Here is a 25,359-nt window from a genome sequence, read left to right as displayed (position 1 = left end):
CCATGGAATTCATTAAAGAATATGCGGATTGGTTCTACCTGATTGGTGCCGTTCTTTTTATCTTAACGTTGCGTGGTTTGTCTGGTCCGAAAACTGCGATTCAAGGTAACCGTTACGGCATGATCGCAATGGCGATTGCTGTAATTACTACATTCTTTGTTGCAGATCATCCCGTGATTTGGATGATTGTGGGTGCAATGGTGTTGGGTGCAGTCGTAGGTATTGCACGTGCAAAAACAGTTCCGATGACGCAAATGCCTGAAACTGTGGCACTGATGCACTCATTGGTCGGTTTGGCTGCGGTACTGATTGCGATCGCTGCAATTCTACATAACAACCAATTGACTGCGGCATTCGCGGAGAATGAAGCGGTATTAACAGCTGCGGGTGTAGAACATGCCCACATGAGCAAAGTTCATTTATTTGAATTGTTTGTAGGCTGTTTCGTTGGTGCGATTACTTTCACAGCGTCTGTATTTGCTTATGGTAAATTGGCTGCGAAGAAATGGGCAAAAACCATTTCGGGTGGATGGGTAAAACCTGTTCAAGCTTTAATTTTCCTTGCAATGTTAGCGTGTGGTATCTACTTCTTCACTACAGGCAACATGAATGCTTTCTGGGCAATGACTGTTCTTGCACTTGCATTTGGTTGGGTATGGATTGCACCTGTAGGCGGTGGTGATATGCCAGTGGTGGTATCGCTACTGAACTCATTCTCAGGTTGGGCTGCAGCAGGGATTGGTTTCACGCTTGAAAACAACATGCTGATTGTTGCAGGTTCACTGGTTGGTTCATCGGGTGCGATTCTGTCTTACATCATGTGTAAAGCCATGAACCGTTCAATCATCAACGTCTTGTTTGGTGGTGCAATGGGGGGTACAGCAGTAGCGGCGGCGGATAATGGTGAAAAAGCACAGCGTAATCACCGTTCAGGTTCTGCAGACGATGCTGGCTTCTTGATGTCAAATGCGGATAGCGTTGTGATCGTACCGGGTTATGGTATGGCGCAAGGTCGTGCACAAAATGCCGTGAAAGAATTGTGTGAAATCTTAAAAGAGCAAGGTGTAAAAGTTCGTTTTGCGATTCACCCTGTGGCAGGTCGTATGCCGGGCCACATGAACGTACTTTTAGCTGAAGCTGACGTTGCATATGAAGACATTCTTGAAATGGACGAGATCAACTCTGACTTCCCTGCAACAGATGTAGTACTCGTGATTGGTGCGAATGACGTTGTGAACCCAGCGGCAAAAGACGATCCAAGTTCTCCAATTTACGGTATGCCAATCCTTGAAGCGCATAAAGCACGTACCATTATGGTGATCAAACGCTCTATGGCTACAGGCTACGCAGGTCTAGACAATGACTTGTTCTATAACGATAAAACGATGATGATCTTCGGTGATGCGAAGAAAGTTGTGGAAGATATGACAAAAGCCATTAATGGCGGTGGTCATTAATCCATATTGCCAAAGTCCCGCTGTGATAAAGCGGGATTGAGGAAGATTTAAACCACCTTCGGGTGGTTTTTTGTTTTCTTCGCTTTTATTTTCTTGGCTTTTGATTAATGAATGCTTCACACTAAAAGTGCACAAATATTTAGCGCATCAGGTGCTTGAATCAAATTGATGCGTGTTTTGAAACCAAGGTACAGATCGATGAGCTGTTTTGTTCCATTAAATTCGATCTCAGTGATTCAAAATATTGTCGCGAACTGGTTTTGTGACGCAATGCATTGAAAAATAATTAATTGTCTGAAATTTGGTATTCTTTTTGCACAGCATGGTTATTCTTGGGGGAATAATCATGAAAAAAACATACTTGATGGCACTGTTTCTGAGTGTCCTGACATCGACTGCATGGGCAGTTGACCCGCAAATCGCCAGTAATATTCAAGAAATTCGTATCTCGCTCGACAGTATTTGGGTGGTACTGGGCGGTATCTTGGTGTTCTTTATGCAAGCCGGATTTGCCATGATCGAAAGTGGTTCAGTTCGCAGTAAAAATACCGTGAATGTACTCATGAAAAACTACATGGATGCCTGCTTGGGTGGTCTGGTGTTTTGGTTGGTGGGTTTTGGTCTGATGTTTGGGGTCAATACCACGGGCTGGTTTGGCTTCAGTCATTTTGCACCCGATCAACTGGATGATTGGCACTGGAACCTTCTATTTTTCCAAATGATGTTTGCTGCAACGGCAACCACCATTGCCAGTGGTGCAATGGCAGAGCGGATTCATTTTGTCGCTTATGTGGTGAGTGCGGCCGTTGTCTCAGGTCTGATTTATCCTGTCTTTGGTAGTTGGGCATGGGGCAGTTTATTTGGCGGAGACGGTTGGTTAAAAGCACTCGGATTTATCGACTTTGCAGGTTCGACCGTGGTGCATTCAATGGGCGGCTGGGTTGCCTTGGCTGGCATCATTGTATTGGGACCACGTTTGGGTCGATTTGGACGCAATGGGCAAAGCCATTATTTACCAGGGCATAACTTACCTTTGGTAGCATTAGGCGGTTTTATTTTATGGTTAGCATGGTTTGGTTTTAATGCAGGCTCGACCATTAATGCCAATGTCAGCGTAGGACGTATTGCTTTAAATACGCATCTTGCGGCGTGTGCTGCCGTGGTTGCATATATGTTGCTCTGTCTCATCCGATCTAAAGCCATTTTGATCCGCAGTACGATCAATGCCTCACTGGGTGGCTTGGTTGCCATTACGGCAGGCTGTGCAACGATGTCTCCACTGTATGCGGTCATCACCGGTTTATGTGCAGGTGTGATGGTGACCTTCCTACCAATGCTCATGGAAAAAATGAAACTGGATGATGTGGTTGATGCGGTGACCGTGCATGGATTCTGTGGCGCATGGGGAACATTGGCTGCAGGGATCTTCCTTGAAAATAATATGTTTAATGGCGATGTCATCGCGATACAAGGGCTTGGAGTGATTGCAGCCTTTTTATGGGGCTTTGGCGTTGCGTTCATTGTATTTAAGGTCTTAGATAAATTGTTGGGTGGCTTACGGGTGAGTAAGCAACATGAACAACGTGGTTTGGACTATACCGAGCATGCTGAATTGTCTTATCCCGAGTTTCAAAAAGATGTGACTTTTGAAACGGATGATATGACCAAACGTCATTAATAGGAGTAAAGCAATGAGCACCGAACTGTTGAATTTAGCACAACGCCGCGAAGCTTTAGAAAAAGGCTTACAACAATTTATTCATGGGACTTTACTCGACAGTGCGCTACGGCACTGGGAACAGCAGTACAGCATGAAACCGTCATTTGTCTTAAATCGCTTCTTAAATGATATCTGTACCACAGAGGAGCTTCGCTTTTATCGTAAAGATATGCTGAAGCAAGTTTTGTATGAGTTATCTACCTTAGAAAAGCAGGAACTGTTACGTGCTGAAAAACCACAGGAGCAGGTGCAAGAAGACGAGCTCATTGCAGAGACCATTAGCGAAGCTTTTTTAGGCTTTATCGAGTCAGTCATGCTGACGGTGAAATCTACAGATCAGGCTGATTTCACCCAAGATGTGATTGAGCAATTAGAAGAAATCGGGCTGGCAATTGCGGCAAATGCACAAATAAATACGGCGAGTTTTGTCGAGTTTTTGCCCTTGACCAGTTATGCCAAAGTTTTAACGAGCATTTATGAAGTGTATTGTGACTTTTATGGCCCGATGCGTGCAGACCAAGTTTATGCACAAACCAAGCTGAAAATTAAAGCCAATTATCCTGAGGTGGATTTACATCAACTGCTTTAGTGCCGGGGGGAAACACCATGAAGCTGATAGTCCTTGGTGTATAAAATCAAGGGATAAAAAAAGCGACCTAATTAGGTCGCTTTTTTCTGGAAGCTTAAGCTACAGTTTCTGGAGCTGTACGCCATAAGCTTTCTAAATCATAGAATTTACGTGCTGTAGGTAACATCACATGTACCACTACAAAACCGAGATCAATCAGGATCCATTCTGCATCACGTTCGCCTTCAACACCGATAGGGCGGAATCCAGCTTTACGTGCTTCTTCTGCCACGTTGTCTGCAAGAGACTTAATGTGACGAGTTGAAGTACCGCTCGCAATAACAATCGCATCTGCTACGTTGCTGATAGTGCTGATATCAAGTTCAATAATATCTTTGGCTTTTACATCTTCAAGTGCTTCACGTACAACAGCTAAGCAAGCTTGTACGTCTTTGATTTGCGTTGATTTTGCGAGATCGAGAGAATTAGAAGCGCTGGGCGATGGTTCTAAATTCATAGAGGGTATGATTTCCTGACAATTTTACATGGTCTAATATAGCGGTTTTGTTGCTGAATTTCAAATCAACACGTCATTGACCATTGGCTAAATGAGGGAAGTATTTGTCTTTCCACGCAAAAGAATGTGATGAGTTGCTTCGTGGTCGGTATTCAGCCGCGATGTAACCTGTATATTGGCTTTGATCTAACCATTTAAAAATCTCTGCAAATGGAATCTGCGCTGAGTCAGGTTCATGTCGCCCCGGACAGTCAGCAAACTGTATGTGACCGATATCCTGAATATTTTCTGCCAAAGTACTGAGAATATCTTCACCCATCATCGCCATGTGGTAGCAGTCATATTGCATCTTCAAAGTAGAGTGTTGTACAGCTTCAAGCATTTCCTGAGCTTGGGCAATATTTTGCACCAAAAAGCGCGGCATATCAGTGCCATTAATCATTTCAAATACCGGTTGAATATGATGTTCGGACAACATGTGGCATGCCAGTTTAAGGTTGCTCGACAAGGTATTTAAACATGGGAGTAAGTCTGCATCTTGTGGCTGTTTGCCGGCTAAAATATTGACACTCGGTACATTTAACGCAGTGGCATAGCGAATACATTGCTCTAAGGCCTGATGAAATTGATTTTCACGCCCCGGAACTCCCGCAAGACCATCGCCGCCTTGCATCAAATCACCCGCAGGGACATTAATTAAACACAGGCTTAAATCATTGATAGTGAGCTGGGTTTGGATTTGCTCAATACTCAGCTCATACGGAAACTGAATTTCTACATGCTTAAAACCATGTTCACGAGCCAAAGCAAAACGCTCTAACAACGGCACTTCGGTAAAAATCATGGATAAATTAACCGCGAGCTGAGTCATGTATATCGTCCTTGAAGCAATTTACTTCTAAAGTGAAAGTCGTTAGTTTTGTTCGACATGTTGAATGATGGTGGCTAAATCTTTTTCTGCAAAACCATTGTCCTGATGGGCTTTGAGTTGCGATAAAGCAAGGCTGGCAACAGGGATGCTTAACTCAAACTCGGCGGCCAGTTGGACTGCATTATTCAGGTCTTTAGATAAAGTTTGAACTTTCCATTGCACGGGTTCGAACTGATGCGAGGCCATACGTGGAGTTAAAATCTGAAAAGGTTTTGAGTCTGCAAAACCACCGGCAAGCGCTGGTGCTAATAACGTGGTGTCTACACCTGATTTCTCGGCCAATGCAACGGCTTCGGCGATTAACGTACTATTGGCAGCAACGATCAGCTGATTACAAATTTTGGTGGCTTGACCTGTACCTGAGTCGCCCATGCGGGTAACACGTTGAGATAAAACATTGTAAATCAGACTCAAATCTTGAATCGTTTGAGCATCACCACCGGCAAAGATGACCAAAGTGCCTTGTTCAGCACCTGTTGTGCCCCCCGAAACAGGAGAGTCAATCCAAGTGACTTGTTTCAACTTTGCAGCTTGAGCCAATTGATGGGATTGATTCACAGAAAGACTCGAGAAGTCGACAATAATTTGTCCTGCCGCTAAATGGGTTTCGATGCTTGCATACACCGCGGCAACAGCAGCATCATCTGCGAGACAAGATAAAACCACAGGATAATGGGCAATCTTGTCCAATTGAAGCGCTGTCGCGCCAATCGCAATCAACTCATCACACGCAGCGGCAGTTCTGTTCCATACCGCAACTTCAAATCCTGCCTGAATGAGACGCGTGGCCATACGGCTACCCATCAGCCCCATACCTAGAAATGCAATTTTTGTATTACGATCAAACGCCATGTGCTGTACTCAATCTATCCTGTGTGACTATTTTACTTATATTGGCGTGGTAAAAACTGAACCTCTGGGTTCTTGTCTTTTTTACGTGCCAATTGGCTGTTTTTGCCGAGCAGTAATTTAAATTGCCAGATTTTTTCTAAGCGTAAAGAGCGTTTTGGACTATGTTCCATAGCATCTAGCACTTGTTTTGCCGCTGCCAAGGCATCTGGTGAACGTTGCGATAATTCTTCGGCTAACTGCTGTGCCTGAAGCAAAGGCTGTACATTTAAATGCGTCACTAAGCCAATATCCTTGGCATATTCTGCGTCAAAAATACGTGCTGTAAGGGTTAATTCTTTGGCTAAATCCAGTCCAATCACACCTTTGAGTGAGCGAGTTAAGCCCATATCAGGGACTAAGCCCCAACGACTTTCCATAATCGACATTTGCGTTTTCGGGTGGGCAATACGGATATCGGCAGCCAAGGCAAGTTGCATGCCTGCACCAAAGCAAAAGCCTTCAAGTGCGGCAATCACCGGCACAGGAAGTTGCTGCCAAATCAGAAAGGCTTTTTGAAATAAACTTTGACCGGGTTTTAACAGTTCCCATGCAGCATAGGCACGATTTTTCGGATCATTTAGGTCAGCCAAATCAATGCCAGCACTAAATACATTGGCTTCACCGGTTAAAATGACACAGCGTAAGCTACGATCTTTTTTTAATTTTTCAGCGGTGCTGACCAATTCTTTGAGCAATGCAAAGCTCATTGCATTACGTTTTTCTGGACGGTTTAAGTAAACCGTTGCAATGCCATTATTTTTTTCTACACGTAATAAAGCCATGGTAATTACTCTTGTTGTTTCTGCGCCCGAGCATAGCATGCACCCTGACAGGATACATGACAGTGCAGTCACAACAGAAGCTGGACGGCACTGACTTTAGTCGGACTGTGCTTAATTATTTTGTTTGGCTAAGATTTGTTGAGCTGCGTGTTCAACTTGAGCCATGACATTTTTTAACTCATCAAAACGGTTCAGGGTTTCTTGGACAAAAGCGTCATCTGCTTTACGGCGTTCCTTACGTAAGGTCGATACAAACTGCTCAAAATGACCTGAAACCTCTTGGAGGGTCGGAGCGCCCACATAGCGGGTTGCGCCATAAAGCCGATGTAGCACATGCTCTAATTGTGGAAAATCTTCATCTTCGATGAGTTGAGCCATTTCATGGATTTCTTGCTCAAAGCTATCGACGAGCATTTTCAGTAAATCGACCGCAAGGTCTTCTTTATTCGCGGCCAACTGCAAGCTTTGTTGCCAATCTAAAATACTCGGCTCTAGGGCTTCAATCACTGAACTGCGCTCTAAAACCGGTACTTTCTTAAAGTTATCGGTAGTCCATTGGGTCAAGATTTGAATAATTTGATCCATTTGAATTGGCTTGGTGACATAGTCATCCATACCGCTTTGTAGGAGTTTTTGTTTTTCATCAGAGAGCGCATGTGCCGTCAAAGCGATAATTGGAAGGCGCTTATGATTTTCGAAGGTTGACTCAAGTGAACGAATAGCGCGCGTGGTATCGACACCTGACATCACAGGCATTTGAATATCCATAAAGATGAGGTCAAAAGCTGCCAAACCTTGCTCTTGGCGAGCCTGAATGATTTCGATGGCTTCTTGTCCACTCAAAGCCTTAGTGGTTTTAACATTTAACTCAGAGAGCAGGGCTTCAAGCACAATCAGGTTTGGTAAATGGTCGTCGACAGCTAAAATGTGCAGACCTTGACCATTAAATTCTTCATGTTGCTCCTGATCAAACCAAGGCTCATTACTCAATAAATGAACCAATGCTGTACGGCTAAGTGGTTGATGCAATGGGCGAGCACGGTACTCGTTCAACATGCTTGGATCGAGCATCATTTGGTAGCCATAAACTGCTAAGTTACCGCTATAACGATGACGAATTTCTTTCAGTAAGGCTTCGGAGTCACCACTATGGTCAACAATTAACCAAGTATTTTCATTGGTTTTTAGCTGATTGAGACGGCTAAATAAATCTAGGATTGACTGCGTTTCAATATGTTCAACATCATAATTTTCTAAATAATGACGTAGGACATTGGCAGTTGCTGGATGTGCCAAGTAGGAAACGACTTGTAGATTGCTAAATTGTGGATGCACAATTTCAATTTCTTCATCGACCACAAAGCGCGCAGTAAACCAGAAGGTTGAGCCTTTTTCTGTTGGGGCACGTTCTTGGTTATCTTCAAAGCCAATTTGTCCATGCATCAGGCTGACCAATTGTTTGGAGATGGCAAGACCTAAACCTGTACCGCCAAATTGACGGGTCACAGATGCATCACCTTGCGAGAAAGATTCAAACAGTTTCTTACGGTCGGTACCGCTTAGGCCGATACCACTGTCTTGCACACTAAAGTGCAGCAGGCATTGACCGATGTCATCGTGCTCCATACGGACACGGACAATAATTTCACCATCTGGAGTGAACTTAATCGCATTTGAAATTAAGTTGGTCAAAATTTGCTTGAAGCGTAGGGCATCGCCGACCACAAATTTTGGCACATTGTCCGCATAGTAGAAGGTCATATCGATGTGCTTTTGCGCTGCCAATGGCGACAACATATCCATCACATCAAAGACGGCTTCTTCTAAGTCAAATTGCGCAGTTTCGAGTTCTAGTTTGCCGGCATCAATTTTGGAGAAATCGAGCACGTCATTAATTAAAGCCAATAAATGCGCTGAAGATTTACGAATCGTTTGTAGATATAAATTTTGCTCATTACTGAGGTTACCTTGGCGCAGTAAAAGATGAATAAAGCCATCAATACTGTTCAGCGGTGTGCGCAGTTCATGGGAAATATTGGCTAAGAACACCGACTTCGACTGATTGGCATGGATTGCTTGGTCACGAGCTTGACGATAGGTGATGTTTTGCACTTCCAAAGTATCGAGGGTGCGTCTTAAGTCATCTTCAGTTTGTTCGGTATGTTCACGTAACTCTAAGAAACTGAAATGCAAGCGTTTAACCACATTGGCAATATCACGCTGTAATAAACGGAGTTCGCCAGTACTGTTAATGATCATGTGCTGATCTAGGGTGTCGGCATTTAAACGTTGTAACTGCATACGAATTTCGTACATTGGTGCGATCCAACGACGTGAATAAAAATTCAAACACAGCAAAAGTAATAAGAGCGTCAATAAGCCTGTTGCAATCAACACGATTAACACGCGATAGCGGGCAATTTGCAGCGGTTGATTATCCAGTTCAATGCTTAACCATGCCGGCGTCTGGGTTGAATCTGAAATTTTCAGGGCATAAATATGGTTACCCTGATGTGCAATCGGTCCAATAAAAGATGCTTTACTGTCAAAAGCAGGCCAAATATCTTGATCTTGAAAGCCAATGCTCAGGCGGTTGTTGCCTTTGAAATCTATAATCGCGGCACGAATCAAATGTTTTTCGTTCAACATGCTTTGCATGGCGTTACGAGCTTGATCAAACTGCCACGGATAATGGTTGAGCAACTCTATGGCAGATTCTGATGTCGGTTGATAACGCGTCAGGATCGCGACAGCCATTTGTTTTTGTTGTGCTTTGGCTGCATTGGAGGTTTCTGTTATTACCAACATCGCACCGACACAGGCCAAAATGGTGATCGGCACGAAAATAAGTGCAATCAACTGACCATAGGCATGATTTAAGTGTAGGCGTTTAAAAAGCTTTTTGTTGATATTTGACATGGTTTAAGCAGTTTATTCCTTATGCCCCGAATATTAGCATGGATTATTTAAAACTGATTGCGCTTTAATCACTTTCGCGAAAAAGCGAGGCAAATTGGTGCAGGCAAAGGCATTTTTTCATACAATAGGCGCACCTCGATATAGGTGTGAATAATGAGTAATACAACCCCTGATTTTCAAGCAGACGATTTTTTATTAGACCATTACGTCGGCAACACGCCGTTAGTGCGTTTACAGCGTCTGGCAAGTCATACTCAAGCAACAGTATTAGCCAAGTTAGAAGGCAATAACCCAGCGGGTTCGGTCAAAGACCGCCCTGCATATAACATGATTATGCAAGCGGAAAAGCGTGGTCAGATTAAACCGGGTGATACGTTGATTGAAGCGACGAGCGGAAATACAGGGATTGCTTTAGCCATGGTTGCTGCAATGCGTGGCTATAAAATGACCTTGATCATGCCTGCAAGTTCTAGCCAAGAGCGTAAAGATGCCATGCGTGCCTACGGTGCTGAACTGATCGAATCTGAAAACATGGAAGAAGCACGTGATCTTGCCCTTCAAATGGAAAAAGACGGCAAAGGTTTAGTCCTAAACCAATTTGGTAACCCAGACAATGTAGAAGCACATTACCTCACTACGGGTCCAGAAATTTGGAAACAAACAGGCGGTAAAATTACACATTTCGTCAGCTCTATGGGTACCACGGGGACCATTATGGGGATTTCGAAATATTTAAAAGAACAAAATCCGGATATTCAAATTGTCGGTTTACAGCCGTCTGAAGGCTCAAACATTGCTGGTATTCGCCGTTGGCCACAAGAATATCTTCCTACGATTTTTGACCCTTCACGTGTTGATCGTATTATGGATATTCCGCAAATTGAAGCGGAAAAAACGGCTCGTCGTTTAGCGCGTACAGAAGGTATCAGTGCAGGTACATCATCGGGTGGTGCGGTATGGGCTTCAGTTAAATTGGCTGAAGAAAATCCGGATGCCGTGATTGTTTGCATCGTATGTGACCGTGGTGACCGTTACTTATCTACTGGTCTATTCTCTGTTGTTGATCCTGAATAATTACAGTAGCCGATCGGCACTGGTGAGTACTTATGCGTTTACCTGTTTTAATTTTTGATATCGAAACACTGACAGATTTGAAGTCAGGTGCGCATTTGTATGGACTGGATCTGCCTGAGGTGGATCTAGATGCTGCGCTGACTAAACTGCGTCGCCAAGAGGCGGGCACGGATTTTCAGCGTTTGGCCTTGCATGAAATTGTCTGTATCTCTGGACTATGGATTGATGAAAAGGGCATGAAGTTGTTTTCATTTAGTCGTGAAGACAATAGCGAAGCTGAAATTTTAAAAAAATTCGTTTCTATTTTTGAAAAGCGACATCCGACTTTGGTCAGTTGGAACGGTTCGCAGTTTGATTTGCCTGTAATTTTGTTCCGTGCCATGTATCACGGACTATCTGCACCAAGTTTGTTCGATCAGGGCGAGATTGATACGCAAAAGCGCTATAATAACTACCAGAATCGTTATCATCATCGTCATGTAGATTTGATGGATGTCATGGCCATGTTCCATGGTCGTCATTTTCAAAAACTTGACGATGCAGCACATTTACTTGGTTTCCCTGGTAAACGTGGTGATGGTGGCTACCATGTGCCTGAATATGTACGTGAACAACAGTGGATGGAACTGACCAGCTACTGTGAAGGCGATGTGCTCAATACATGGTTGATTTATTTACGCTGGCTGTTGCTGAAAGGGCAGTTATTGTTGAATGATCATCAGCACCTGATTCAAAGTACGATTCAATATTTACAAACTCAGCCGCAACACGCTGACTTTTTATCGGTATGGCAGCAAACCTCGCAACGTACCGAATTCACTCAATCTGATTTCCCATCTTCCACACATTAGGTACGCATGAAACACAAAGCCAAACCCCAAAAAGCCCAACAACCCATTTATACATTTCAGGTTGAATCGCTTTCACATGAGGGGCGAGGCATAGCGCACTTTGGGACGCATCCAGATCATCCTACAGAAAAACACGGTAAGAAAGTATTTATTCGTTATGCCTTGCCGGGTGAAACAGTGCGTGCGCGTATTACCAATGTCGTTAAGCGTCTTGAAGAAGCAGACAGTCTGGAATTGCTGAGCGAAGAGTCTACACTACGAGTAAAACCGGCCTGCCCACATTATGGGGTCTGCGGTGGTTGTAGCATGCAACATATCCATCCCGACGAGCAAATTCGTTTAAAACAAGATGTTTTACAATCACATTTGCAACATTTTGCCGGCATTCAGCCTGATCAATGGTTAGCTCCTTTACGTTCATTGCGTGAAGACTACCGTCGCAAAGCACGTATTGGTGTGCGTTACCTACCTGCAAAAGATAAGCTTGTGGTCGGCTTTCGTGAGAGCCAGTCAAATAAGCTGACTTCGATTGACCGTTGTATGGTGTTGGATCGTGAGTTTGGCTCAATCACCACACTCAAACAATTGTTACAAAGTTTGCAAGGTAAAGCAGATATTGGGCATATGGAACTGGCCATGGGAGATCAAGAAATTGCTCTCCTGATTCGTCATACGGCGGAACTTTGCGCGGAAGATGTCAACCAATTAGTAAAATTTGCGTTACATAAAGAGTGGCAACTGTACTTACAACCTGAAGGGCCAGACAGCTTACATCGTGTGGATCATCCCGATGCACCGATGCGTCTGCACTATGGTCTAAGTGACTTTGCTGTGAAATTTGGCTTTAATCCTCAGGACTTCACGCAAGTGAATTCCACGATTAATCCGCAAATGGTGAAACTGGCATGTGAATTGCTTCAGTTACAACAGGGTGAGCGAGTTCTAGATCTGTTTTGTGGCTTAGGAAACTTTTCTTTACCACTTGCTCAATGTGTGGGTTCAACGGGTCAAGTCGTTGCAGTTGAAGGGAGTGAAGAAATGGTTCAGCGTGGTGCAGAAAATGCACAAAACAATGGCCTTTCGCAACTGAAATTTTATTCACAAGATTTAACAAAAGATTTTTCGCATCATTCTTGGGCAAAACAAGGATTTGATGCATTATTGATAGACCCACCACGTTCTGGTGCAGAAGAAATAATGCGTTATGTGCCCAAATTTGGTGCAAAAAGAATCGTTTATGTGTCATGTAATCCTGCAACACTAGCACGCGATGCTGGAATGCTGGTACAACAAGGCTACCGTTTGAAAAAAGCGGGTGTCATGGACATGTTTACCCATACAGGGCATGTCGAATCGATTGCTTTGTTCGAAAAAGAAAATCAGATAAACGATTAAAAGTTATGAAGCGTAGAAAACTAGGAGTAGGGTATGGTCACAGTACGTGAACAATTACCTGGACGTCTCAATGAGCTGTCTCAGGAAACGACTGTAGAACATGCCGAGCAAGCACAGCATGATTTAGCTGAATGGCTAGAGCGTGTGAGTGGCATGTTTGACGGGGCTCCTCTAAAGCAACTCGAAGAAGTTGCACATCTGACCTTACAGAATGAACTTGAAACAACGGTCAACCATCGCTCGAATACCTTCTATACGGGTATTGAAATGGCGGATATTCTTGCTCATCTGTATGCGGATGAAGATACGTTATCAGCAGCTATGCTGTATCGAAGTGTTCGTGAAGGCGTAACCAGTTTAGAAGAAGTCCAAAGCAAATTTGGCGATCAAGTGCATGCTTTGGTGAAAGGCACGCTTGCTATGGGTAAGTTGTCTGACCTGATTGAGCAAAATAAACGTCTAGAAGATCATTTTAATAATAACCAACGTGAACATTTGACCGGCATTTATAAAATGCTGATTTCGGTGACCGAAGATGTTCGTGTTGTATTAATCAAACTTTCTGAACGTACCTATGCATTACGTGAGTTGGCGCACTCAACCAAAGAGCGTCAAGAGCGTGTCGCACGAGAAATTTTAACCATTTACTCGCCGCTCGCGCACCGTTTAGGGATTGCACAGCTCAAGTGGGAGCTAGAAGATCTTGCTTTCCGTTATCTTGCACCTGAACGCTATAAAGAAATTGCCTCTTTACTGAATGAAAAACGTTTAGAGCGTGAACAATATATTCAGTTCGTGACAGAAAAGTTGCGTAAAGAACTGTTAGATCATGGCATTGAGGCCGAGATTAATGGTCGGGTTAAACACATTTATTCGATTTATCGAAAAATGAAGAGTAAGAACCTGAGCTTTGATCAGCTTTATGACATTCGAGCGGTTCGCGTTTTGGTGGATAATGTACCTGAGTGTTATCACACACTGGGGATTGTTCATCAGATTTGGCGTCATATTCCGCATCAGTTTGATGATTATATTACCAACCCGAAAGCCAATGGTTATCGCTCACTGCACACGGCCGTGATTGCAGAGAACAAATCTTTAGAAGTGCAAATTCGTACGCATAATATGCATGAAGAAGCTGAACTCGGGGTGTGTTCGCACTTTAACTACAAAGAAGGTTCTAAAACCACAGATTATTCATTTAATCATCGCTTACATTCTTTGCGTGCCGTGCTTGAACATTATCAAGAACGAAATGATGCTAGCGCCCATAAAGAAGATGAAGATTCTGAAAACTTCGAACAAATCCAAGAGTTTGAAGATTTTGAGAAAATCTATGTGTTTAGTCGTGATGGTGATATCAAAGAATTACCACGCGGTTCCACCGTGCTCGACTTTGCCTATCATGTGCATACTGAAGTAGGCAACAAGTGCTATGCGGCACGAGTGAACCAACGTTATGTGCCTTTAACCTATACCCTCAAAACTGGGGAACAGGTTGAGATTTTAACCAAGAAAGATCGTGAGCCTAACCGAGATTGGTTGGTGAACTCGCTGGGTTATATCAAGACGGCTCGTGCACGTGATAAGTTGCGTCATTGGTTCCGTCAGCAAGACCGTAGTAAAAATTTGGAAGTGGGACGTGAGATTCTGAATAAAGAATTGTCACGTTTGGCGATTCACCCGAAAAGTATCGATTTGAATGATTACTGCAATCATTTTAATGTGAAATTGGGTGAAGATATCTTGATTGGCTTGGTGAGTGGCGACATTAGCTTACATGCCTTAATCAATCAGGTTAACCGTCATATGCACCTCGATCAGGATGAGCCTGAACTGGTGTTAAAACCGACCTTGAACCCTCGTGCAAGTCATACGCTTTCGGCGCATGGTATTTTGATTGATGGTCTGGACAATGTAGAACTACACATTGCTCAGTGTTGTCAGCCTGTGCATGGTGAATCGATTGCTGGTTATATCACACTGAATCGTGGCGTGAGTATCCATAAGGTCGCATGTCCGGATTATATCCGTATGATTGGACAAGAGCCTGAGCGTGCGGTTGAAGCGGATTGGGAAATGCAGCCAACTCGCGGTCAAAGTGTGCAAATTGTGGTGGAAGCTTATGACCGTCGTGGTTTGCTTAAAGATCTGACTCAAGTGATTTTCTCAGACCAAATCAACATTCGTCAGGTGAACACGATTTCCGAAAGTGATGGTATTGCCAATATGAAGCTGTTGATTGAAGTGAAAGGCTTGGCACAGTTATCAAAACTGTTAGCACGTCTAGAGCAACAACCGGGCATTATCAGCGCACGTCGCTTGGTACAAGGTAGCTAAAAATAAAGTTGTATAAAAAAACCCGCTGCGTGCGGGTTTTTTTATTATATTGGGGGGAGAGAAATTATAAAATTAAATGCTTATGCTGCCTTCAGAGCTTTTTGAAAAGCGTCGACAGAATTTAACACAAGCCATTGACCATTGGGTGGCAACTGGCCTATTTAAAAATGGTAAAGCCGTGTGTGAACATTTTGGCTTAGCGGTTCCTTTAATTACCCAATTATTAAATAGTCATCGGCAGATTGGAGAGAAATTTGCACGTGAATTAGAGTCACAATTGGGACTCATAAAGGGAAGTTTGGATGATGAAGTTCAGTTTATAGAGCAAGACAAGCGCGCTAAGGAGCAAGTAAGTTTAGTCCTTTTTGAAATGCAGGTGGTTGAGACACAGGCATTTTCATTAAAACCGATTTCAAATAATGCATCTCAATATTCAGCATTATTTAAAAACACTCAAGGCTTATATTTTATTCGCATCACAGCGTCGTATTATGCCCCTGTATTACAAGAGGGTTGGCTTGTGGTCTGTGATGAAAGGCGAGGAGTGGAGAGATCGGATCTAGCCTGTGTATATTTGCGGAATGGCTTAAATCTTATTTTAAACGTGATACAGCAAACAGATGACACGTGGCAATTTGCAAGTCTAGACCAAAAACGACAGGTGGAATTCCTGCAATCCGATATTGAAAAATTACATCCTATTATTGCGATCTTACCTAGCTCATTTATTTAACGTAGTCGCATAAAAAAACCCATCCGAAGATGGGTTTTGATTTGAACTATAAGTCGAAAAGCTTAAGGAATCTCTTCTTCTTCAAATTCAGGCTTCACTTGTACAATGAAGTCTTGACGGTTTAGACCACGCCATAGCGCGAAAGCAGTACCAATGTAGATTGATGAATATGTACCCACAAATACACCAACAAACATTGCAACAGAGAACCATTTCAGACCATCACCGCCCAGTACCATCATTGCTACAACAACCAGTAATAGTGTCATTGAGGTATGAATGGTACGGCGAAGTGTTTCAGTTAATGCACTGTTGACAACTTCGAGAGGCTCAGCACCACGAATCTTACGGAAGTTTTCACGAATACGGTCAGATACAACGATGTTATCGTTGAGCGAGAAACCAATAATCGCGAGTAGCGCAGCCAAAACTGTTAAGTCAAACGGCCACTGCATCATGGCAAAGATACCAATGGTCACCACGATATCGTGGAATAAAGACAATACAGCACCCATTGCAAGTTTGAACTCAAAGCGAATAGTGACATAAACCAGCATGAGCAGTAGGGCAAGACCTACAGCGCCCGCAGAACGCACATAGAGTTCATTACCGACTTGACCACCAACCACATCAACTTTATGTACTTCTGCTTTATTGCCTGGCAATTGAGCAGCAGTTGTAATGGCTTTGGTTAAGTCTTCAGCTTCAATGTCTTTTTGAACTGGCATACGAACCATCAGGTCGCGGTCAGATCCTAAGGTTTGTACTACAGGATCTTTAAAACCAGCTTTTGTCAGCGCTGAGCTCACATCGGTAGATTTTACTGGTTGACTATAGTTCAACTCTGCTGCTACACCGCCAGTAAAGTCCAAACCGAGGTTTAGACCTTTGGTGCAAATAAAAAAGATACTTGCGAGCGTTAAGACAATCGATATCAAGGCTGCCGGTTTGGCAATCTTCATAAACGGAATAATGCGCTCGTTGTCCGGACGGCCGTATTGTTTCGGTTGAGTATTTTCAGTCATCTTCGATCTCCTAAATGCTCAACTTCTTCAGGTTACGTTTTTTACCATAAATGATTTGTACGATTGCACGTGTCACGGTAATCGCTGTGAACATCGAGCACACAATACCAATCATTAGGGTAACCGCGAAGCCTTTAATCGGGCCTGTACCAATGGCGAACAGAATGAAAGCAACCAAGAATGTGGTTAAGTTGGAGTCAAAGATGGTGTTATACGCACGATCATAACCCGCAACAATCGCCTGTTTCGGCGAGGCACCCCATTTAATTTCTTCTCGTATCCGCTCACAGATCAGTACGTTGGCATCGACCGCCATACCAATGGTAATCACGATACCTGCAATACCCGGAAGGGTGAGGGACGCGCCAATCCAAGACATGATGGTTAAAATCATGGCAAGGTTAACCACGAGAGCAAAGTTGGCAATCAAACCGAACACACGGAAGAAGACCACCATCCAAATCGCAACCAATAAGAAACCGATTTGAGTTGATAATACGCCTTTGTCGATGTTTTCTTGACCGAGACTCGGACCAATCACACGTTCTTCCACGAAGTACATTGGCGCTGCCAATGCACCTGCACGTAGCATCAATGCAAGTTCAGACGCTTCTTGAGGTGAATCTAGACCAGTAATACGAAACTGAGAACCCAATACGGCTTGAATCGTTGCCGCATTGATGACCACAGATTCGGTATAAGGTGTACGAACTTCAGTTTGTGTGCCTGTTGTAGGATCTGCAACATAACTAATTTTTTGTTTGTTCTCGATGAACAGAACAGCCATTCGTTTGCCTACAGCATTACGAGTGGCTTCAGACATCAACTTACCGCCCGCAGTATCCAAAGTAATATTTACTTCAGCACCACCTGTATCTTGGCTAAAGCCTGATGACGCATTTTGTACACGTTCACCTGTTAAGATACGGTTACGGTTAAGCAATAATTGACGACCGTTGTCCAAAGATTCATAAGCAAAAGCTTCGGTACCCGGAGGTAATGAGCCTTTTGCTTGACCTGTGTATGGATCGATGTATTGATCATTTAAGTCAGAAACTAAGCGGAACTCAAGGTTTGCAGTACGACCAAGTACACGTTTTGCTTCAGCAGTATCTTGTACACCCGGTAATTCAACCACAATACGGTTGCTACCTTGAGTTTGCACCAATGCTTCCGCTACACCTAACTCGTTAATACGGTTACGTAAAGTCGTTAAGTTTTGGTTGACAGCATAAGACTGAATTTCTTGTTTACGTGTATCGGTGTAGCTTAGACGAAGAGTCGAACCTTCAGTAGTTGCAACCGCTTGTTGCGTATATTCATTGCCGTTACGACGAAGGAAATCCATAGCTGCAGAACGGTCATCATTATTTGCAAATTGCATCGTAATGGTGTTGTTGTTCAAAGATAAGCTATTGAATTTTAATTTATTGTCACGAAGTTGGCGACGTAAGTCAGCCGCAGACGTTTCCATACGTTGTGAAATGGCTTTATCCATATCCACTTCAAGTAGGAAATGTACACCACCACGTAAATCCAGACCTAGCTTCATTGGTTTAGCACCAATTTTTTGTAGCCATTCTGGCGTAGTAGGCGCAAGGTTTAGTGCGACGACATAATTTTCACCGAGCCCACGACGCAGTGCTTCTTTCGCTTTTAATTGTTGTTCGCTCGAATCAACACGTAATAAAGCGGCATTATTGGTGAAGCTATTGTCATGGCTGGCAATATTTTCAGATTTTAAAATCTGCTCTGCTTTTTGTACGATGCTTTGGTCAATCTGGGTACCGGCTTTGGCACCTGAAATTTGAACAGCAGGTTCATCAGGATACAAACTTGGCAGGGCATATAATGTACTGATGACTAGTACCACTAGAATCAGTAGATATTTCCATGCTGGGTAACGCATTCGTTTTCTTCTTAAAATGAAAAAAGCCGTGCGGGTGCACGACTTATTTTTTGATTAAAGGTTATTTAGAGTGCCTTCAGGCAGAACTGAAATCACACTTGCGCGTTGTACTTTTACTTCTACGCCACGGTTCAGTTCAACAACTGCAAAATCACCTTCGATTTTTGTGATTTTACCCATTAAACCGCCCGCAAAAACAACTTCACTGCCAACGCCAAGGCTTTCAATTAGTGCACGATGTTCTTTTGCACGTTTTGATTGAGGGCGCCAGATCAAGAAGTAGAAGATTGCGACAAATACCGCAATCATCAACAGGTTTGCCATCATGCTTGGTTGCTGTGCAGCTTCACCTGCCGCGTGAGCAGTAGAAATAAAAAGGCTCATTTCATTTTCCTAAACTAAAAAAACTGGTTATCAATACTTTGATAAATAAATTGGACTTGTTCAGCAATTTACCTTGTCTTTTTCTTCAGCGCAAATGCTGAAAGAATTAATCTTGAGGACAAGGTGGCACTTCCATGCCGCGACGACGATAAAAGTCTTCAACAAACTCATCAAAAGTGCCATGATCGAGAGCATCACGCATCGCTTCAGTCAGACGCAGGTAATAACGTAAGTTATGAATAGTACCGAGCATCGAACCGAGCATTTCGCCGCATTTCTCAAGATGGAAGAGATAAGATTTGGTGAAGTTTGTACAGGTATAGCAGTCGCAATGTGGGTCAAGCGGGCTTTGATCATGACGATATTTGGCATTGCGAATACGCACTAAACCGTCAGTCACAAAATAATGACCATTACGTGCATTTCGAGTTGGCATCACACAGTCAAACATATCGACACCGCGACGAACCGCTTCAACGATATCTTCTGGTTTACCGACACCCATCAAGTAACGTGGTTTATCCGCAGGCATTTTCTCTGGAAGATAATCCAATACTTTGATCATTTCTTCTTTTGGTTCGCCAACAGACAAGCCGCCAATGGCATAACCATCAAAATCAATTTCTTTCAGACCATTTAAAGATTCATCACGTAAATCTTCGTACATGCCGCCTTGGATAATACCAAACAGGGCATTACGGTTTTTCAGCACGTCATGATGTTGAGTCTTACAACGTTTCGCCCAACGCAATGAAAGCTGCAATGATTTTTGCGCTTCTTCATGTGTCGCAGGATAAGGCGTACATTCATCAAAAATCATCACGATGTCTGAATTCAGTGTGTGCTGAATATCCATCGAAATTTCAGGAGATAAAAAGACTTTAGAGCCGTCAATTGGAGAGCGGAAAGTTACGCCATCTTCTTTAATTTTGCGCATAGCGCCAAGACTGAAGACTTGGAAACCGCCTGAATCTGTCAAAATCGGGTTATTCCATTTCATGAATTGGTGTAAACCACCATGTTCACGAATAACATCTAGGCCTGGGCGTAGATATAAATGGAAGGTATTGCCCAAAATAACTTGGGATTTAATTTCTTTAATGTCACGTGGGAGCATGCCTTTTACAGTACCGTAAGTACCAACAGGCATGAACATAGGTGTTTCAACAACACCATGTTCAAGGGTTAAACGGCCGCGACGAGCACGGCCCGATTGCGCCAATTTTTCAAACTTCATACAAGGTCCAGATCAAGGCGAAAAAACAGTTCGCTGATGGTAAGAGTGCTAAAAGTGCTCTATTTTCCTTGATTCTGCGGTTAAACGCTAGCTTTGTCGGGTGTTAAGTCTGTAAATTTATAGATTGCATCTTGTGATAGGGCTTCATCTGAACTCTTGGCATTAAAATAGAACTGGTTAATTCGCTGCAAAATTTCTTCTTTTTCCATCGCAAATGTACCTTTCGGGTCCGATGTCATGGCCACGATGCTGTCAATGAGCTTTTGAATATAAGGATTCGTGGTTGCATAGGTTTTTTCTAAGCTTAAAAGATAGACTTCATTGGCAACATGTAAATAGTTATAAGGTTGTATTTCAACGATTTGAGCCAAATCAATCAGCAGGTCTTTATCATACTGAGACAGCTTCATACGCTTGGGTAAGCTGTCGAGCTTGAGCGGTTGTTTGGATTTGAGAAAATCATCAAGTTGTGTATTTGGAGTATTTAAAACTTGAGCTGAATAAATCTCTATTTCGGGCTGTGTAGGCACCGTGATAAAAAACAGAATATTGTCCAATTCAATGCCGTAGGACTGAACCAAGTCGACTTTTGTTTGTTGTATGGCATTGAGCAAGATTGAAAGATGGTTAGTTGACTCAGACTTCATTGAGCTTTCGATCGAAGATGGATTGAGGTCTAAAAAACCCACTTCATTTACAGATGTCAGTTTGAACTGCGCCAAGTCTTGACTTAAAGATGGTAGGCTACGATAGCGCCATTTCGACACATTCCATCGATCATGCGTTGTAAGATATTGAGCAGAATCTTCATCTTCGGCAAAAATACTACGCTGCGTAGAGACTGCGATATAGTCTATGGATAAATAGGGATTGAACGCCAATGTACATGCGTAAATATGGTCGTCTTGGTGCTGCTCATAGAGTTTGAAAAACTCCTGAATCAGCACATTTTTCAGTGCATTAATTTGATTTTGCATATTTTATTTTTCTTTCTAGTTTTGGAGGTGCTTGATCACCTCATCATTATTTTTTTACTTTGGTACGTTAAAGCCCGAACTTAAAAGTTCGGACGATAATCAAAATTTTGGCTGGCAGCTTGATCGCGGAAAGGGCGAACCGCTTTTTTACTCAGCAATAGCGTATTAATAATATTGTTAGGAAACACTTGAATGTGGTTGTTGAACAACTCAACGTTGCGGTTAAAAATAGTAATCGCCGCACCGACATTTTCGTTTTGTTCTTCAATTTCATTCATCATTTTCAGATAAATATCATTGGCTTTGAGCTCAGGATAGTTTTCAACCACAACATTCAGGCTGCGCATCAGATCTTGATTTAAGGCTTCAATACGCTGTAATTGGCTGACATCGGTACTATTGATGTTCAAATTCATAATGTTTTGACGGAGTTCAGTGACTTTTGCCAAAGTCCCTTGTTCAAAATTGGAATATTGCTCAACCAAAGGCTGTAATCCATCTAAAATTTTGATTTTTTGACGTTCATAGCTGGCTACATCTGACCATGCACGAATGGTTGCATTGTGATGTCGGACAATGTTGTTGCGAATCATGATTGCGCCAATCACCAATGCAATGATGATTAAAACAAAGATCAAAAGCCCCATAAAATTTTATCCTCAAGATAAAAGGTCGTAATTTAAAACATTATTGAATGAAATCTATTTTAAAAACTGCGTTAAGTCGTTTTTCAAATTTTCTAAAGCATTTAATTTAAAGGTTCTGAGATGTCCACGCAATGCAGAAACATCCTGAATTCGTTTTGCTTTACTACTGACTTTAAATAAATCTGTAGAGCCAAGATAGCACATTATTCGGTGGCTCGGATGAAATAGCAGATCACCTTCACGGTTTTGAAAAAAATCCGCCAGTCGGAGTACAAAGCCCGGGCTGAGCAATTTAGCGATTTCCATTTGGTTCTCGCCATAAAACTTTAATTTTTGATTGGTTTGAATGTCGCTGCTGTGCCAAGGAAAACTATAGGGATAGCCAAAGTTTTTGCCTGTTGCAGATACGGCTAGTCCATGGATGCCAATATCAAAAACAAATACGCCCCACAGGTCTTTATGAATTTCTTTAACCGTGACTTCATCACCGTCTTTGTCACGTACTTTCAGTTCATTCACATAGTGATAATGAAAGACCATGACTTGATGCTGTTGCTGATTTTCATCTTCCCAAACGGTGCTCGCGAAGGTCTGAATATCATTCGAAAGGCTGCCTTGCTTAAACACGGGGAACATACGTTTAAGATTGCCAATAAATTGTAGATTATTCAGTGGCATCGAAATGTATTCAGGCTGTCGGTTAAAGGCCAGTTGGTATTTTTTTGCAATGCATTCGGTTTCTAAAAATGCAATTACATCTTCGATCGGATCATCTTTTTCATAGCTGATATACGCCCAAAACACCATGACCAATCCCGCAGCAAAGCAAAGCTGTGCCCAGCCATGATCGGGCTGAATCACAATAAACAGCATGAAGCCGATACCCAGTGCGGCTAAAGCCAGCGGCAGTAAATTTTCAAATTTGAGCGTAATGGGTGCATTCCATGGATGCAGCCCATCGAGGAGTTCTTGGTGAGTTTTTGCGTTTCGGCCGATATCCCAAAGCCGAGCGATATTCTGAAAAACCGCAGCATTCTTCTTACGACGAATATGGATGGAGTGCTTTACAGAATCGATCGGCATGGGGACTAAGTCATCGCATGATTATTGATGGTTAATATTATCAATTAACATCGCATCACCATAACTAAAGAAGCGATATTGGCTTTCGACGGCATGGTGATAGGCATTCAAAATATTGTCTCGATTAGACAACGCTGACACTAACATGAGCAGGGTAGACTCAGGTAAATGGAAGTTGGTAATTAAACGATCGACCACTTTGAACTCATAACCAGGGTAGATAAAGATTTGCGTATCACCTGTCCAGCCCTTGAGTTCGCCGCCATTGGCTTGAGCGGCACTTTCAGTCGCGCGAGTCGCTGTAGTACCGACAGCAATGACTTTATTGCCACGTGCTTTTGTCTCACGGATTAAAGCCATAGATTCTTCTGACACGTCACACCATTCGCTGTGCATGATGTGATTTTCAATGTCATTGGTGCGCACGGGTAAGAATGTACCAGCACCCACATGCAAGGTAACAAAAGTTTTATTTACGCCTTTGTCTGCCAATTTTTTGAGTAGCGCTTCATCAAAATGTAAGCTTGCTGTTGGTGCTGCAACTGAAGCCAATTTGGTCGGATCGTTAAAAACAGTTTGGTAACGTTCGGTATCAATCGCTTCTGCTTCACGGTTAAAGTAAGGCGGAATCGGTAAAGCACCGTATAAATCTAAAACTTGTAAAATAGGCTGTGAAAATTCCACAACAAATAAGTTTTCATGACGGCCTTGAACGGTCACTTTAACTTCGTCTGGACCAATAAATAATTCCGCACCTTCTTTAGGTGTATTGCTGGCTTTAATGTGGCAATGTGCGGTTTTTGGATCAAGAATACGTTCAACCAAAACCTCAACTGCACCACCTGTAGCGCGTTTGCCTTTTAAGCGAGCTTTCATCACTTTGGTATCGTTGAGTACCAATAAGTCACCTTCATTGAGTAAGTCTAAAATGTCAGTGAAATGATGGTCGTGGTATTCGCCATTCAGGTCGAGATGGAGCAGGCGTGATGCACTACGTGTTTCAAGCGGATAGCGGGCAATGAGTTCGTCAGGGAGATTGAAGTTAAAGTCAGAAAGTTGCATGTTAAGAAATCTGAAAAGGGGATAATGAAATTTGGCTTAGTATAAGCTTTTTTGGGTTTTAACGCTGAAATTGATGGATTATCCATCTAAAAATTCTTATACGGTTTATTTTTAATCAAATGAGAACATCATGCGTTGACAAGTTTTTGAAACAGTTTATTATACGTTTCAACACCTTCCCGAGGTGGTGAAATTGGTAGACGCGGTGGATTCAAAATCCACTATCAGAGATGATGTGTCGGTTCGAGTCCGACCCTCGGGACCAAAATTCTAAAAAACCCCAAGCTTATTAAGACTTGGGGTTTTTTATGTCTAAAAGTAATGAATTATATAAAATTCCTAGAAAATTTCCAATGATTTCACTAGCCACGTTTCAGGTGGTCACTTCGTAAAATGAGTACCTGAATTTTGTTTGGGTACTCATGGTGGAATCAGATGCTAAGCTTAAATTATTAGATCAATACAATAATCAAATGTGATTGATCGGGTGTCTTATAGGGCTTGTAGTATTTAAAAGATTTATTAACTATCTAAAGCTACTTTGATGACATCTGCAATTGTCTCAGTGTTGACACCTCTTTTTCGAGCATTCTCAGAGTGGAACCAAGTTGCTAAGTCTTTATTGCCTTTAGATGCATTGCAGCCAACACAGCACAATGCAATATTGGTTAAGGTTGTAATTCTTATATCGTTGATAATGTGTTCCCAAGACTTCTTGTTGGCTCTTTCAGTACCAAACTTTTTGCCGCAATATACACAGCACAGGTCTCGCTCCGAGACCGCATCTTCTATGTGCTTTGGTATTCCCCATGAATTTGCCATTTTAGGTTTTCCTTATTTTATGGCTGTAGTCCAAT

The 25,359-nt window shown here is 42.7% G+C and carries 22 protein-coding genes and 1 tRNA gene; 9 read left to right on the top strand and 14 right to left on the bottom strand.

Annotation, left to right across the window (positions count from 1 at the left end):
- Positions 1 to 2: 2 nt before the first annotated feature.
- From FTT76_RS09910 to FTT76_RS09900, 3 genes are all read left to right on the top strand, one after another.
- Positions 3 to 1,457, top strand: a complete 1,455-nt coding sequence (locus FTT76_RS09910; protein ID WP_078191286.1) for an NAD(P)(+) transhydrogenase (Re/Si-specific) subunit beta — start codon at positions 3 to 5, stop codon at positions 1,455 to 1,457.
- Positions 1,458 to 1,803: 346 nt separating this feature from the next.
- Entirely contained in the window at positions 1,804 to 3,135 is a 1,332-nt protein-coding gene (locus tag FTT76_RS09905; RefSeq protein WP_180022576.1) for an ammonium transporter, read from the top strand.
- 13 nt (positions 3,136 to 3,148) lie between these two features.
- On the top strand, positions 3,149 to 3,766 hold the full coding sequence (locus FTT76_RS09900; RefSeq protein WP_180123881.1) for a hypothetical protein: 618 nt from the start codon (positions 3,149 to 3,151) through the stop codon (positions 3,764 to 3,766).
- Between the two features lie 94 nt (positions 3,767 to 3,860).
- On the opposite strand, the gene rsfS is transcribed toward FTT76_RS09900, so the two are convergent.
- The 5 genes from rsfS to FTT76_RS09875 all read right to left on the bottom strand — a co-directional run bounded on the left by rsfS (position 3,861) and on the right by FTT76_RS09875 (position 9,785).
- The gene (rsfS, locus tag FTT76_RS09895; RefSeq protein ID WP_078191283.1) at positions 3,861 to 4,262 is read right to left on the bottom strand and encodes a ribosome silencing factor; all 402 of its coding nucleotides are present in this window, start codon (positions 4,260 to 4,262) and stop codon (positions 3,861 to 3,863) included.
- Positions 4,263 to 4,335: 73 nt separating this feature from the next.
- Complete coding sequence (locus FTT76_RS09890; protein ID WP_078191282.1) at positions 4,336 to 5,133, bottom strand: hydroxypyruvate isomerase family protein; 798 nt, start codon at positions 5,131 to 5,133, stop codon at positions 4,336 to 4,338.
- Positions 5,134 to 5,175: 42 nt separating this feature from the next.
- Entirely contained in the window at positions 5,176 to 6,045 is an 870-nt protein-coding gene (locus FTT76_RS09885) for an NAD(P)-dependent oxidoreductase (RefSeq protein WP_180117957.1), read from the bottom strand.
- A 32-nt stretch (positions 6,046 to 6,077) separates the two neighbouring features.
- Positions 6,078 to 6,866, bottom strand: a complete 789-nt coding sequence (locus FTT76_RS09880; RefSeq protein WP_180004603.1) for a crotonase/enoyl-CoA hydratase family protein — start codon at positions 6,864 to 6,866, stop codon at positions 6,078 to 6,080.
- A 111-nt stretch (positions 6,867 to 6,977) separates the two neighbouring features.
- Complete coding sequence (locus FTT76_RS09875) at positions 6,978 to 9,785, bottom strand: ATP-binding protein (protein ID WP_180190432.1); 2,808 nt, start codon at positions 9,783 to 9,785, stop codon at positions 6,978 to 6,980.
- Positions 9,786 to 9,938: 153 nt separating this feature from the next.
- On the opposite strand from FTT76_RS09875, the gene cysM reads away from it, so the two are divergent.
- The 5 genes from cysM to FTT76_RS09850 all read left to right on the top strand — a co-directional run bounded on the left by cysM (position 9,939) and on the right by FTT76_RS09850 (position 16,178).
- A complete protein-coding gene (gene cysM / locus FTT76_RS09870; RefSeq protein WP_078191278.1) occupies positions 9,939 to 10,859 on the top strand; it encodes a cysteine synthase CysM in 921 nt (306 codons plus the stop codon).
- 32 nt (positions 10,860 to 10,891) lie between these two features.
- Positions 10,892 to 11,710, top strand: coding sequence for a 3'-5' exonuclease (locus FTT76_RS09865; protein WP_180004601.1), 819 nt, complete (start codon positions 10,892 to 10,894; stop codon positions 11,708 to 11,710).
- A gap of 6 nt (positions 11,711 to 11,716) precedes the next feature.
- Positions 11,717 to 13,105 (top strand): 23S rRNA (uracil(1939)-C(5))-methyltransferase RlmD, encoded by a 1,389-nt coding sequence (rlmD, locus tag FTT76_RS09860; protein ID WP_168378728.1) that lies wholly within the window; start codon positions 11,717 to 11,719, stop codon positions 13,103 to 13,105.
- Between the two features lie 33 nt (positions 13,106 to 13,138).
- On the top strand, positions 13,139 to 15,445 hold the full coding sequence (locus tag FTT76_RS09855; protein ID WP_078191275.1) for a bifunctional (p)ppGpp synthetase/guanosine-3',5'-bis(diphosphate) 3'-pyrophosphohydrolase: 2,307 nt from the start codon (positions 13,139 to 13,141) through the stop codon (positions 15,443 to 15,445).
- Between the two features lie 76 nt (positions 15,446 to 15,521).
- Positions 15,522 to 16,178, top strand: a complete 657-nt coding sequence (locus FTT76_RS09850) for a hypothetical protein (protein WP_180190431.1) — start codon at positions 15,522 to 15,524, stop codon at positions 16,176 to 16,178.
- A gap of 62 nt (positions 16,179 to 16,240) precedes the next feature.
- Here FTT76_RS09850 and secF read toward each other — a convergent pair whose 3' ends face one another.
- The 8 genes from secF to queA form a co-directional block, all read right to left on the bottom strand.
- Positions 16,241 to 17,203 carry a protein translocase subunit SecF gene (gene secF, locus FTT76_RS09845; protein WP_180102843.1) on the bottom strand — a complete coding sequence of 321 codons (963 nt, stop codon included), beginning with the start codon at positions 17,201 to 17,203 and terminating at the stop codon, positions 16,241 to 16,243.
- Positions 17,204 to 17,213: 10 nt separating this feature from the next.
- A complete protein-coding gene (gene secD / locus FTT76_RS09840) occupies positions 17,214 to 19,112 on the bottom strand; it encodes a protein translocase subunit SecD (RefSeq protein WP_180190430.1) in 1,899 nt (632 codons plus the stop codon).
- A 54-nt stretch (positions 19,113 to 19,166) separates the two neighbouring features.
- Complete coding sequence (gene yajC, locus FTT76_RS09835) at positions 19,167 to 19,496, bottom strand: preprotein translocase subunit YajC (RefSeq protein WP_078191271.1); 330 nt, start codon at positions 19,494 to 19,496, stop codon at positions 19,167 to 19,169.
- Positions 19,497 to 19,602: 106 nt separating this feature from the next.
- On the bottom strand, positions 19,603 to 20,733 hold the full coding sequence (gene tgt / locus FTT76_RS09830; RefSeq protein ID WP_078191270.1) for a tRNA guanosine(34) transglycosylase Tgt: 1,131 nt from the start codon (positions 20,731 to 20,733) through the stop codon (positions 19,603 to 19,605).
- 80 nt (positions 20,734 to 20,813) lie between these two features.
- Positions 20,814 to 21,710 carry a DUF4303 domain-containing protein gene (locus tag FTT76_RS09825; protein WP_180190429.1) on the bottom strand — a complete coding sequence of 299 codons (897 nt, stop codon included), beginning with the start codon at positions 21,708 to 21,710 and terminating at the stop codon, positions 20,814 to 20,816.
- Positions 21,711 to 21,790: 80 nt separating this feature from the next.
- Positions 21,791 to 22,357, bottom strand: coding sequence for a LemA family protein (locus FTT76_RS09820; RefSeq protein WP_180190428.1), 567 nt, complete (start codon positions 22,355 to 22,357; stop codon positions 21,791 to 21,793).
- Positions 22,358 to 22,411: 54 nt separating this feature from the next.
- Positions 22,412 to 23,440, bottom strand: coding sequence for a hypothetical protein (locus FTT76_RS09815; RefSeq protein ID WP_180190427.1), 1,029 nt, complete (start codon positions 23,438 to 23,440; stop codon positions 22,412 to 22,414).
- 21 nt (positions 23,441 to 23,461) lie between these two features.
- Entirely contained in the window at positions 23,462 to 24,502 is a 1,041-nt protein-coding gene (gene queA / locus FTT76_RS09810) for a tRNA preQ1(34) S-adenosylmethionine ribosyltransferase-isomerase QueA (RefSeq protein WP_180110502.1), read from the bottom strand.
- A gap of 178 nt (positions 24,503 to 24,680) precedes the next feature.
- Between queA and FTT76_RS09805 the strand changes: the two genes are divergently transcribed.
- Positions 24,681 to 24,767, top strand: a tRNA-Leu gene (locus tag FTT76_RS09805).
- A 257-nt stretch (positions 24,768 to 25,024) separates the two neighbouring features.
- Here the strand turns inward: FTT76_RS09805 and FTT76_RS09800 are convergent.
- Positions 25,025 to 25,324, bottom strand: coding sequence for an HNH endonuclease (locus FTT76_RS09800; RefSeq protein ID WP_168378735.1), 300 nt, complete (start codon positions 25,322 to 25,324; stop codon positions 25,025 to 25,027).
- Positions 25,325 to 25,359 lie beyond the last annotated feature (35 nt).

Source organism: Acinetobacter sp. YH01009 (assembly GCF_013420765.1).
In the GTDB taxonomy this organism is placed as follows: domain Bacteria; phylum Pseudomonadota; class Gammaproteobacteria; order Pseudomonadales; family Moraxellaceae; genus Acinetobacter; species Acinetobacter amyesii.
This window is presented reverse-complemented; position numbering and strand designations above follow the sequence as displayed.